General features: G+C 24.6%; 14 protein-coding genes. 3 read left to right on the top strand and 11 right to left on the bottom strand.

All coding sequences use genetic code 4. The annotated features are described in order from the left end of the window. Positions 1-43: 43 nt before the first annotated feature. Complete coding sequence (locus AAHM95_RS08410) at positions 44-883, bottom strand: hypothetical protein (protein ID WP_342274638.1); 840 nt, start codon at positions 881-883, stop codon at positions 44-46. A gap of 256 nt (positions 884-1,139) precedes the next feature. Continuing rightward, positions 1,140-2,900 (bottom strand): APC family permease, encoded by a 1,761-nt coding sequence (locus AAHM95_RS08405; RefSeq protein ID WP_342274637.1) that lies wholly within the window; start codon positions 2,898-2,900, stop codon positions 1,140-1,142. 342 nt (positions 2,901-3,242) lie between these two features. Between AAHM95_RS08405 and AAHM95_RS08400 the strand changes: the two genes are divergently transcribed. Further along, positions 3,243-4,736, top strand: a complete 1,494-nt coding sequence (locus AAHM95_RS08400) for a YfcC family protein (protein WP_252319388.1) — start codon at positions 3,243-3,245, stop codon at positions 4,734-4,736. Between the two features lie 74 nt (positions 4,737-4,810). Here the strand turns inward: AAHM95_RS08400 and AAHM95_RS08395 are convergent, their stop codons facing one another. Next, positions 4,811-5,275: a hypothetical protein gene (locus AAHM95_RS08395; protein ID WP_342274636.1), complete on the bottom strand. Its 465-nt coding sequence runs from the start codon at positions 5,273-5,275 to the stop codon at positions 4,811-4,813. Between the two features lie 385 nt (positions 5,276-5,660). Here AAHM95_RS08395 and AAHM95_RS08390 point away from each other — a divergent pair, with 385 nt between their 5' ends. Then, entirely contained in the window at positions 5,661-6,590 is a 930-nt protein-coding gene (locus tag AAHM95_RS08390) for a hypothetical protein (RefSeq protein WP_342274635.1), read from the top strand. A gap of 117 nt (positions 6,591-6,707) precedes the next feature. Here AAHM95_RS08390 and AAHM95_RS08385 read toward each other — a convergent pair whose 3' ends face one another. Further along, complete coding sequence (locus AAHM95_RS08385; protein WP_342274634.1) at positions 6,708-7,511, bottom strand: hypothetical protein; 804 nt, start codon at positions 7,509-7,511, stop codon at positions 6,708-6,710. Positions 7,512-7,818: 307 nt separating this feature from the next. Between AAHM95_RS08385 and AAHM95_RS08380 the strand changes: the two genes are divergently transcribed. Beyond that, positions 7,819-8,394, top strand: coding sequence for a hypothetical protein (locus AAHM95_RS08380; protein ID WP_338974998.1), 576 nt, complete (start codon positions 7,819-7,821; stop codon positions 8,392-8,394). Here AAHM95_RS08380 and AAHM95_RS08375 read toward each other — a convergent pair. From AAHM95_RS08375 to rpsP, 7 genes are all read right to left on the bottom strand, one after another. Further along, positions 8,387-9,004, bottom strand: coding sequence for a ribonuclease HII (locus AAHM95_RS08375; protein WP_342274633.1), 618 nt, complete (start codon positions 9,002-9,004; stop codon positions 8,387-8,389). The two genes, AAHM95_RS08380 and AAHM95_RS08375, sit on opposite strands and share 8 nt — an antisense overlap. Beyond that, positions 8,994-9,896 carry a ribosome biogenesis GTPase YlqF gene (gene ylqF / locus AAHM95_RS08370; protein ID WP_342274632.1) on the bottom strand — a complete coding sequence of 301 codons (903 nt, stop codon included), beginning with the start codon at positions 9,894-9,896 and terminating at the stop codon, positions 8,994-8,996. The genes AAHM95_RS08375 and ylqF overlap by 11 nt, the downstream gene beginning before the upstream one ends. Before the next feature lie 86 nt (positions 9,897-9,982). Continuing rightward, positions 9,983-10,348, bottom strand: a complete 366-nt coding sequence (gene rplS / locus AAHM95_RS08365; RefSeq protein ID WP_252319419.1) for a 50S ribosomal protein L19 — start codon at positions 10,346-10,348, stop codon at positions 9,983-9,985. A 3-nt stretch (positions 10,349-10,351) separates the two neighbouring features. After that, positions 10,352-11,113, bottom strand: a complete 762-nt coding sequence (gene trmD, locus AAHM95_RS08360; protein WP_338978963.1) for a tRNA (guanosine(37)-N1)-methyltransferase TrmD — start codon at positions 11,111-11,113, stop codon at positions 10,352-10,354. After that, positions 11,106-11,621: a ribosome maturation factor RimM gene (gene rimM, locus AAHM95_RS08355; RefSeq protein ID WP_252319423.1), complete on the bottom strand. Its 516-nt coding sequence runs from the start codon at positions 11,619-11,621 to the stop codon at positions 11,106-11,108. Before rimM ends, trmD begins: the two co-directional genes overlap by 8 nt. Before the next feature lies 1 nt (position 11,622). Further along, entirely contained in the window at positions 11,623-11,862 is a 240-nt protein-coding gene (locus tag AAHM95_RS08350; RefSeq protein WP_338962636.1) for a KH domain-containing protein, read from the bottom strand. Positions 11,863-11,893: 31 nt separating this feature from the next. Then, on the bottom strand, positions 11,894-12,268 hold the full coding sequence (rpsP, locus tag AAHM95_RS08345; protein WP_338976133.1) for a 30S ribosomal protein S16: 375 nt from the start codon (positions 12,266-12,268) through the stop codon (positions 11,894-11,896). Positions 12,269-12,644: the final 376 nt, after the last annotated feature.

The following is a 12,644-nucleotide window of genomic DNA, read 5'->3' as shown; positions in this document are numbered from 1 at the left end:
TTTAATTTAAAAGGAGTATTAATATTATTTTTATTTTATAAAATTATGCAAGTGTTAATTCAGTTTTTGCTTCAAAAGTAACATCACCAGTTTTATAAGTTATTTCTAATTTATCACCAGCAGCTCAAGCATCACCAGCAGCAGTAATTGTTCCTAAATTTGCCCCAATTTTTAAAGCAGTTAGAGTATTTAAAGCAGTAAACTGTTTTACTTGATCTGATTCTCCTTTAATTTGTATTGGTTCTCCTGGTTTTTTTGCAGTTTCTGGAATTATAGTACCATCTACAAACATAATTTTTTGATTTGTAGTAACATCAGTATCTACTATTTTAATTTCAGCAGCTATTGTAGTAAGAGCAGCAGCAATAACACCTTTTGTTTTATCAGCTTTTAACTTAATACCATAAACATCACCAAGTGCCTCTTCACCTTTTTTAAATTGGAAATTAAAAGTACCACCAGTAATAGCATAATCTTTACCATCATCCATTTTAGCTAATTCTGGTTTAAAATCAGTAACTGCACCAGTAATTTTTTCTAATTCTTCTTTATTAAATTTTCCATCTGTAGCTGTTTGTTTTAATTTACCAGTAAGAAAATCAGCACATGCTTGATTAGCAGCTTTATTATCTTCTCCTAATAATGCACTAGCTTTAATTGGTGTTTTTAAAGCATCAACAGTTCAAGTAACATTATCCTTGACAGTTGTATCAAGTGAAGCTGCTTGTACACCTTCTCCTTTATCATCTGTTAACCCTAATTGTTTTGATACTTCTACGTTCATGGCTACACCAGCTTTATCACCACAAGCAACAACTGAAGTAGTAGCTGCTGTTGTTAATGTTAATGCACCCATTAATCTTAATATATTTTTCATATTCATATATAGTACCTCCAATAATATGACTTTTGAACTACAAATACAATAACCACAATTTAGAATTACTTCTAAACATAATATTGAAATGAATCCAATTAACATTATACATCATATTTTACTTTCTACCATCAATATACTTTATAATAATATAAAAAAATATTCATTATTAACACCTTTAATATTACTATAAAAATTTGTCAAAAATAATAAATACTAAAAATGTATTAGTTATTATAACTAATACATTTTTAAACTTTTTTTATTCTTCATCTTCACGCCATTCGCCTTCTGACATCAATAATTCTTTACGTACATTTTTAGCAATTATATAATTAGGGTTTTTATCATCACCATTAATTAAAACATTACGTACTAAATAATTTTCAATTTCATTTTGTAGATTTTTTGCAACAAAAGGTCAATCATCTTTCACTCTAAATTCGCTATCCAATTCTTCTTGTAATTTAGGATTTGTAAGTGCTCTTTTTCTTTGCATTGGTTTATAATAAGCAAAGTATCAAATTAGAGCAAATGCAATGCTAGCAATTAAATAAACTAATTGTAAAACATTAGAAGTTATATCAGATATTCCTTTTGTAGTATCAGTTCCACCTTTACCAATAAGATTTGCTCCTGAAATTAAACTATTGATTAAAGATCTTAATCATTCTTCAAATTGTCAAACTAAGAAAAGTGTTGCTGCAAGTCAAATAATAATTTCAAAAATATTTTTTTTCAATTTCTTTTCTATAGACAGTTTAATTGCAATGGAAAGTACAAAAACATAAATAATAACCATAATAATACCGGCTTCAGCAGTTAATGTTCCATAATTAACAATCGAACTTAAAACTAATTGTCCATCCTTATAAACAGGATGTAACGTATCAACTATTACTCCAATAATATCAGGTAAAATTAATCATACAAAAGCTGAAGAAAAAGTAATAATTAAATTTAATCTAGAAGCTTTAAACGGAATGTTATCTTTTGATAATTCTTTATATTTAGGTGAAATATACCCTTCAACAGATAATGGTTCTAAAATAGCACCACTATATAAAGCATTTTGCATTCCAGCATTAGACTTTAATGAAATAGTACAAATTAACATTACAAGGATACCAATTATTCCTAATCATTGTGCATGAGCTTTATCACCTAAAATTTTAAAAATACTTAAGTTGGGATTATCTGAAAAATTGCCAGCAACAGCACCAATCATAAGAATTGTTACTGCCATATAAAAAATAGTAGATAAAATCATAACAATAACTAATGAACGACTAATATTTTTTTCAGGATTTCTAACATTTTTACCAATTGTTGAATAGGTTTCAAATCCTAAAAAGAAAAAGAAACACATGACAAAAGCTTGTGAAAAGTTATTGGCAGTTAATTGTTGATGAGAAGTAGTCATATCTCAATTTGAAGTTCCTGCCATCACAAATAATATAATAGTTGCTATGATTAATAAAAAAGTTGTTCCTCATTTTAAATAACTAGAAATATTCACAAATTTTTTAAATGCAGCCATTCCTAAAAATAATACACAAGAAGCTAAACCATAAATTAGAATTCCAATCAAATCTAATCCTAAATGTTGTCATACTCCTCAATTAGCATATAAAAAAGAAGATGGATCAGTAAAGTTAATTCTAATCATTGATACAATTTGTGAACTAACTATAACAGGTAAAGTAGCATACTGTAAAAAAGAAATTAATCAACCTCAGAAGCGACCATAACTACTTCTAACATAAATATAAGCAGCACCATTATTACCCGGATGTACTCTTGAAAGTCTTGAAAAAGCTCAAGCACAAGTTCCTGCAATTAATCCTTCTACTAAAAAAATTCAAATCATATGAGAACCTAAATTTAAACTATCTTTATTAATTAAAATTGCAAAGTTAGCAGTAAAAGTAATTCCAACAGTATAATTAAAACCAAACCAGACTAATTCTGATAAAGTTAATTTATGATTTGTCCTTTCTTTTTTCTTAAAAAGTTTTAACATAATATTCTCCTTTCAATTATAATAATTATATACCTTTAAAGTGATTTCATTAATTAATAAAATAGTCAATAAAATCAAAAAAATAAAAAAATATATGTAATTTATAATAACTAATTTTATTTTAAAATACTACTAATATTTAATTAAATTTTCAAATAATACTAATAAAAAAATAACATTTTTTTAAAAACTATTATTATAATAGTGTTACTTAAATAAAAATACTACTTTTTTAATAAGTTATTTTAAAAAATAAGCTTAAACATCTTTTATTCTACATGATAAATAGTGTATTATATAATAATACTTTTAAAAAAATAAAGAAGGAGGTATTAATCATATATGGGAATTACCAAAAAGAAAAAATTTCGTTTATTTCCATTTAAAATGCCAACAGCAATTACAGTCTTATTCTTTATTATTGCTCTAATTATCATTATTTCTTGGATTCCAGGAACAACAGGTAAATGATTAGAAGATGAATCAAAGCCTGTAAGCACCGATAACCCTTGACAAGACGGTGGGCCATTAGGTATCATGGACTTATTTTTGGCTCCAATTAAAGGTTTCATTGGTAGCAGTGATATTATTGTTTTTGTTTTAGTAATTGGTGGATATATTGGCATAGTTATGAAATCAGGTGCACTAGATGCAGGAATTGGTCGTTTAGTTAAACGTCTAAACGGAAAAGAAATTTGAATTATTCCTTCAATTATGACTATCCTATCGATTGGTGGAACAGTTGAAGGAATGTGTGAAGAAACTATTCCTTACTATTTAATTATTATTCCAGCAATGTTAGCTGCTGGTTTTGATGTTGTTACAGCTGTATTAATGATTTTATTGGGTGCTGGTGTTGGTGTTATGTTTTCAACACTTAATCCCTTTGCTATTGCTACAGCTTCACAAGCTAGTGGTTTAAATCCTGGTGATGGAATCATCTGACGTTTAATTTGTTGATTTTTAGCAACTATCGGTACTATTGCTTTTGTTATGTGATATGCAATCCGTGTTAAACGTAATCCTGAAAAATCAGTTGTTTTTCACTTACATAGCGAGCATCATGAAGAATTTATTAATAAAGAAGAAATACCTGAATTTACTAAACGTCGTAAAATTATTTTAGCACTATTTGGATTAACATTTTTAATTATGGTGCTTTGTATTATTCCATGAGGTAAAATTACAGGAACAACTATTTTTGATGATTTTCACAATACATTAATTAAATATTTTCCATATTTCACAAGTCAAATTAATGCATTTGGTGACTGAAACATTGAAATGTTAGCTTTCTTATTTTTCTTTGTTTCAATTATCATTGCAGCAATTGATTGAAAAGGCGAAGAACAATATGTTCGTAATTTTATTAGTGGTTCTTCAGAATTATTAGGTGTTGCTTTAATAATTGCTGTTGCTGGTGGAATTGGCTGATCATTACAACATTCAGGAATGCAACATGTTGTTGTTGGACAATTGCAAAGTATTGATAAATTACCAAGATTTGCTATTGTTATTATTGGTTTTTTTGCTTTTCTTTTGATTGCCTTTGTTATTCCTTCAACATCAGGATTTGCAAAAGCCGTTTTCCCTATTGTTTCAAAAATAGTAATTCCTTTAGGATTAGGTTCAGGAATGATTACTACTTTTGTTATGGCTAGTGGTTGAATTAATTTATTTGCACCAAGTGCAGGTGTAATGATGGCAGGACTTGCCATTGCTAAAGTTCCCCTAACAAGTTTTTATCGAGCAATTTGACCATATACTATTGGTATTACTGTCTTTGCCTTAATAATGTTAAGTATTGGAACTTTATTACCTCAATCAATATTTTAGTAGAATTTAAAGCACTATGTTAATTAAAACTTTTCTCTAATTAGAGAAAAGTTTTTTTATTTTTTATTTCATTTTTATAAAATTAAACAGTATTTGGGAAAACATTCACTTTCACGATTTGTTTGCGTTTGTTCATTATTTAGTAGACTTAATTGATCATCTGCTAATTCTGAAATTTCTACAACTTCATCTTCTGGTAAAAAAATTTGTTCTAATATTTTATTAATATTATTTCAATCATTTACAAAATTTTCACTCATTTTACTGTCTTTAATTATTTTTCCAGTAGCAGGATCATATTCTGTTGATTGATAAGAATTTAACAACATTTCTTCAACAAAAGCAGAAACTTTATAAATAATTAATAATTTTTGGTTAATATTATCATCACTTTTTTCTTTCTGTAATTGCTGTTTATACTTACTTAATTCATCTCATAATGATTTAATATTTTCCTTTTTTGCTGCTATTTTTCTAAAAATTTCTATAATTTCTTTATAATCAAATTTTATTTCAGATAGTAAAGATTTTAAATTCATATTTTTCCCCTTTCAAAATAAAAAACCTACTTGCTTAAAACTTAAACAATAGGTCAAAAACTTATATTTTTTTATTTATAGAAATATTATACTTTATTATTTTTATTTTTTTCAGATATTACTTTATAACAATAAATACTAATATAATTTTAATTTTTAATATAATAAAAATATATTAAAAATTAAAATTATAAGTGTTTTTTTTATTTAATTTTACTATTAATAATTTACAAATACACTCTTAAAGGTGTAAAAAAAAAATAAAATTTTTTTTATGTATTATAATAGTGTTAGTGAGTTATTTAAAATAATATGTTTTACATAAGATTATTGAAGATAATTTCTCACATCTATTCTAGATTTAACTGAGGAGGTTAAGAGAAAAATGAGGAATATGAGAACTTTATTAAAGTTATTAGGTGCTAGTGTCATAACAACAGTACCAGTAACTACTGTTATAGCTTGTGGTAACAACAAAGAAGATCAGGTAAAAATATTACTAGATCAAGTATCAATAAATTTAGGTTTAACAAATGATGAAGGAAACGGTTTAAAAACTATTAGACTTAATTGAGAAAAAGATACATCCTTTTTCTGAATTGATAATTCCGATATTTTGGTTACTAAATTATTAGAAAAAGAGGCAACTACTGGTCAAGCCAAAGCTAAAGATAAAGACAGTTTCTATTTTTTAAAATCTGTTTTACAACAGAAATTAACATCAGAAAGAACACCTGAAGATGGTACTTTTGATGCAGCGGAAGTTGCTAAAATTAAAAATAAAATATCTAATATAAAAGTTTCTACTAGTAAATTTGTAGAACCAAATGATGATGAAAAACTTGTAGTTGGTGATGGGACATATAATTTACAATTCTTTAAAGAAGATGGTAAAACAAATTTAGGGGATAAATATACAGTAAAAGTAATGACTGGAACTGATGCTTTATTTAATATTTTTGCAAGTGATACTCTTGCTAAGTTAAGTTATAATGAATTTGTTTATGAAGGAAGTTCTATTGAGTATTTCCAAGCGGGTTATAAATTAGAAGAAACTGTTAATAAATGATTAAAAGATAAAACAGAAGTACCATTAATAAGCAAAAGCAGAACTGAAAAAGCTATTAAATTTAATAACTTTGAACAATTGGTTGGTTGAAAAGCAAAATTTAATGTTATAAATTTTGAAAGAACAGGAATACCTCGTCCAAATAATTTAACAGACGGAGATGAACTAACACTTTCTATTGCTTTAGTAAAAAACCAAGAAACTATTTCTTTAAAGTCAACAATAATAATAAGAATAAACAATTAATAGTAAAATAATAATGATATGATTAGCATAAAATTATTATTCAACTTTTCTAAAATATATTAATTAAGGTAATACTAGACTAGTATTACCTTAATTTTTACTTCAAAATAATATATATTATTTTAATTCTTCGCTATTAATTTTCATTGCTGAGATTTGTTTTAATTGAAATTGTTCATGCACTACTGCTTCAAATTCTAAAACAACACCTACTTTAAACTTAAGAAAAGCATCATTAACATATTTTTTATTATTAAAAATTAAAACTGCCAATTGTTCAAAAGCATAATTTAAAATTTTATCAGAATTTGGTTCTAAAGAAAGATAACAAAATATTTGTTCATTCCTTAAATATTGCGATATCTCAAAACTATTATTTAATTTATCTAATTGTTTTCATAAAAATGGTGTTAAAATAATTTTAGCAATACCATTATCACTATACTTAATACCATCTCTTTCGTAAGAAAAACCATTATTAAAAATAATGGTATTCATTCCTAATTCTTTATAATTAATAGTATATTCGGTTATTAACTCTGCAAAAATATTCTCATTACCTACTCAATCAGCGCTAAATTCTAGATTTTTATTAACAGTAATAATAAGAGCATTTGTTATTTTTTTACTTCATTGTAAAAATAGTTCTCATTGTTCAAGAATAACAAAAACTATTTCATCAATCAAAGTATATGGTATTGAAGATTCTTCTGCTAAAGCTGAAATTTTAGAAACAATATTACTACTTAAAAAATTAGATAATAATCTTACCTTATCACTTATTTGTAAATTTTTATTTTTCTTGTAAATTTTAATAATATGTTTACATGTACTTTTTTTCAAAACTAATTTAGCAGTACCGCGACGTTGATTTGAAAAATATACAAATGTTAGTAAATTATAACCGAATTTCTTTGTCATTATAATTCCCCTGACTATCTTAAATTATAAATTAAAAACTATTTTACTTTAAATTAATATAGTTTAATTATAACAGAACTAGAAAATTTAATAAACATATAAGTTTATTTCAAAAAAATTAAATTAAAAATCTCAATAAGATTTGTCCATAATTATGAAGAAAAGCAATAATAAAAAATAAATAGTATTATTTCATATTTTTAGATATAATTATTTTAATTTAATAAATGTATATATCTAATATAGCTATTTTTCTATATTAGGATTTTTATTAAATTAAATATCCAAATAAAAAAGGAAAAATAAAATGTTAAAAAAAATATATAAAGAAATATTTTCAACTATGTTAGTAATTGATAATAAAGATAATAAATTTTGTTTTAAAATAAATATAATTAAAACTTCTAATAAAATTAGACAAAAATACAATATTAAAAAAGAAATAATCAATGACTTATTATTACCATATAAAAATGTTACTAGTTATTCTACTGAATTATTTCCACTACACTATTTATTAGAAAATATTAGCAAAGACATTATTAACAATAATGCCTTTCAAAAAATATTAAATAAAAATATAATAAATAAAATAGAAAAAATCTATAAAAAATATCAAGATTTTGACCATGACTTTCAAAAAAGATTCTTTTATTTAGAAGTTGCCTATAATATTAAAACACCTACAAGCCAATTAGAAAAGAATTTACAAAAACATGGCCTTCAATCATTTAAAAATATTTTAATAAATCAAGGAACTAAACCAATTAAAGAAATTTTTAATATTCAAAATAATAAATTATTAGCAACAGATATAAATAAATTAGATAATAACTTATTACCAATAAATAATTGTAATAATAAAAGTTTCTCTATTATATAATCCCACTATATTTTTTAACGGGCGCACAACTAATACGATGAATATCACAAATACCATAATTTTGTAATGCTATCTGATGATTTTTTGTATAATACCCTTTATGATTTTTAAACCCATAATTAGGATATTTAGTATCATAATTAATCATAATTTTATCTCTTACTACTTTAGCAATAATCGAAGCGCTAGCAATATTAAGTGATTTTTGATCACCTTTAACTATTGCTTCAACTTTTCCTAGAAAATTAGGAAATTGTGGTTTTTCAAAATCAACTAAACACACATCAGGTACTATTTTTAATTTATTAAATGCTTCTATCATTGCTAAAATACTAGTCTGCTTAGGATTATGAATATTAACAAATTGATGACTTTTAATACTAACAGCAACTGTTAGTGCATTATCAATTATAATTTGATACATTGCTATTCGTTGTTTTGTTGATAATTGTTTTGAATCTTTAATTAAAGGATGATTAAAGTTTAGTTTAAGAATAACGCTTGCAACAACAATTGGTCCTGCAATAGCTCCCCTTCCCACTTCATCAAAACCAGCAATTAATGTTCCTGATGAATAATTATCAATTTCGTATCGTAAACTACTTTTCATGTTTTAAAATCTTAGGTGGTATTTCAAATGAAATTAATCCTAATTTCCCTACTTGTAAATCATTAATAAATAAATTCATGGCACGATGAGTATTATCTTCATCATTAGCCAATTTTAAATGATATTTTTGTGCTAATTTCTTAAAATAAAGAAATAATGTTTCATCATTAATATTTTTAATTTCAAAATTAATATTATAATATTTTACTAATCTTTCATCATAATTCTCAAGTAAAAAGGTTAAAGCAAAATTAGCCATTTCTTCTAAAAATAAATGTTTAACAGGAATTGCTTTAATTAAAGCTAAAATCATTACTACTTTTTGATCATTCATTTTTGGTGGTAAAATACCAGGACTATCTAACAAATCAATCGTTGGATTTAATTTAATTCATTGTTGACCTCTAGTAACACCAGGTATATTAGCAGTTTGTGTTACTTTACGTTGTAATAAATTATTGATAAATGTTGATTTCCCCGTATTTGGTAATCCCATAATTAATACCTTAATTTTTGGATTAACAATACCTTTTGCCAATTGTTTTTCCATTTGTGGCTCCATTAATTTAGTAATTAAATTTAATAACTGCGGTTTCATTTTTGTAGTTAATAATTTTGCCAATAAAACAGAAAAACCTTGACTTTCAAAAAAAATAACTCATTCTTTAGTAAAATTATCATCTGCTAAATCAACTTTGTTAAGAACAATAATTCTTATTTTTTTCTCTAATAAACGATCTAATAAAGTACTTTTTGTTGCTAATGGTGCTCGTGCATCTAAAACTTCAATTGCAACATCAATAATTGGTAACTTAGTTTCAATTGCTTTAATGGCTTTCATCATATGACCAGGGAATCAATGAATTTGATTATGGGTACTTTCATTAGGCATTTTTTTTAACTCCTTTAATACATTTTATTATTATTTTATATCAATTTAGAAAACCACCATTGATTTTAATAACGGTGGTTTAATTATTATTTAACAGGTTTTACTGTTTTAATTTCTTTAATTCTAGCAGCTTTACCGCTTAATTTACGTAAGTAGAAAATACGTGCTCTTCTTACTTTACCCTTACGAATAACATTAATTTTATCAATTAATGGTGAATGTAAAGCAAATGTTTTTTCGACACCTTTACCACCAACAGTTTTACGAACAATAACATTTTGCGTAATTCCTGAACCTTTGCGAGCAATAACTACCCCTTCAAACATTTGAATACGTTCTTTTTTTTCTTCTTTAATTTTAGAAAATACTTGGATTGTATCTCCAGATTTAAAATTAGGAAGATTATGATTTAGTTGACTTTCACTAACTAATTTAATAATTGCATTTTGCATGTTTTATTTCTCCTTTCGTTTATTTTTTTTAAGTGAAGATTTATATTCTTCAATTATTATTTTATCTTTTGCAGATAATTGATATTTTTTAAATAAATCAATTCTTTTTTTATAAGTATTAATTAATGCTTGTTGATGACGATATTCTGCTATCTTTTCATGGTGACCACCAATTAGAACCTCTGGAACTTTCATACCTAATACTTCTTCTGGTCTTGTATATGTTGGATAATCCAATAATGAATTATTAAAAGAATCATTAAGATGAGATTGATGTTGAATAACATTAGGAATTAACCTAGTAATACAATCAATAATAACCATTGCTGGTAATTCACCACCAGTTAATACATAATCACCAATTGAAATCTCTTCATCAATATAAGACATAATGCGTTCATCAATACCTTCGTAATGACCACAAACTAAAATATAATTAATATTTTTTTGACTATATTTATAAGCTAATTGTTGATTTCATTGTTGACCTTGTGGACTAAGTAAAATTGTTTTAGCCTCAGGATATTTAAGTTTTACGCTATTAATAGCATTAATTACTGGCATTGCTTGTAAAACCATACCATTGCCACCACCATAAGGAGCATCATCAACTTGTTGGTGTTTATTATTAGCAAAATTTCTAATATCAATAATATCAATGCTAATTTGTTTTTTAGTAATAGCTCGTTTGATAATTGATGTTTGCATAAAATCATTAAAAGCATTGGGAAATAAAGTTATAATTGTGAATTGGTTTTTAGTCATTATTAATTAATCCTTCAATAATATTAAAATAAACTTTTTGTTCTTCTTTATTAATTTTATTAATAAATACTTTATTATTAGGAATAAAAAAGGTTTTTTTATTAGTCATTTTTATTTCTCATAAACCTTGATGATTATTATCTAAGAAAGCAATAACTTTTCCTAAAAAAGCATTATTATTAGCATCAAATGCTTCATAATTTAGAATATCTTCATAAAATCAAGGTAAGTTGTCATTAATTATTTCTTCAGTATTAATAACTAAATTTTTATTTTTCATACCTTCTACTAACTCAATAGTATTATAATTTTCAAATGTTAATAATAAAAACTGCTTATGATTTCTTACTCTTGAAATAATTAAAGGTGTTAGTTGTTTAGTTTCTTCTAAATAAACTGTTGTTTTTTCTTTTCATGAAAATTTATTACCATAATAATTACATAAAACCTTAACTTCACCAATAAGACCATGAGTATTAACAATAGTACCTAATTCTAAATATTTCATCTTAAAACTCATTAATTACTAATTTAATAGTATTATTTTCTAAATATGCTTTACTTTCAATAATTGTTGATAATGCACGAATAGTATTTCCTTTTTTACCAATCAATACTGATATTAATGATTTTGGTACCATTAATATTAAATCATAGTGATTTTTTTCTACTAATTCGCGAATCTCAACTTCACAAATTTTATCAAGTAAAATTGGTTCAATTAAATGTTCTAACAATGTTACATACATATTAATTAATCACTTGTAGCATATTTTAATATTAAGTAGCAGGTGCTTCTTCTTTTTTAATAGAATTAGTAGTAGCAGTTTTTTTATTTTTTACAGTAACTTTTTTTGTTATTTTTTTAGGTTTGCTACTTTTTCTCTCTTGTCTTAAATTATGAAATTTAGTCATAATTCCTTCTGTTGATAATAAACTACGAACAGTTTCTGTTGGTTGAGCACCATTTGATAAAAATTTTAATGCTTTTACTTCATCGATAGTTACTTGTTTTTCTTTGCTTGTTGGATTATAAGTACCTAATTTATCAATATATCTACCATTAAGTTTTGTTCTTGCATCAATCGCAACAATTCTGTAACTAGGTTGCACTGATTTACTTTTTCCTGTTGGTATTAAGCGTAATTTAACCATAAATTACCTCCTTCTATTAATTTGTGGCAAATAAACCTTTTTAATAATATCTTATTCACATAATGATGTCAAGTTAAAATACTTAACAGATAAAAAGATTTTAAAATAATAATTTCTTTATTTTTACTAAGTTACATATTTTTTCTAAATAAATAAGTTTTTTTATTAAAAACACTTACTGATATAAGTATTTAAATAATTTATTTATTAATATTTAATTATTAAAATAATTGTTAATTTTAATAACTACATTTATCTATTTATATTTTTGGCAAAATTGGTTTACTAAAAATACTGGTTGATTGAGAACTTACATCATCATCATTAATAAATGGATTTAATTTTTCTGGATAAGAAGATTCTTCACTATCGCTAC

It is taken from the genome of Spiroplasma endosymbiont of Phycita roborella (assembly GCF_964031195.1).
GTDB classification, from domain to species: domain Bacteria; phylum Bacillota_I; class Bacilli_A; order Mycoplasmatales; family VBWQ01; genus Spiroplasma_E; species Spiroplasma_E ixodetis_A.
The sequence above is the reverse complement of the archived record's forward strand: the minus strand, read 5'-3'. Positions and strand labels throughout refer to the sequence as shown.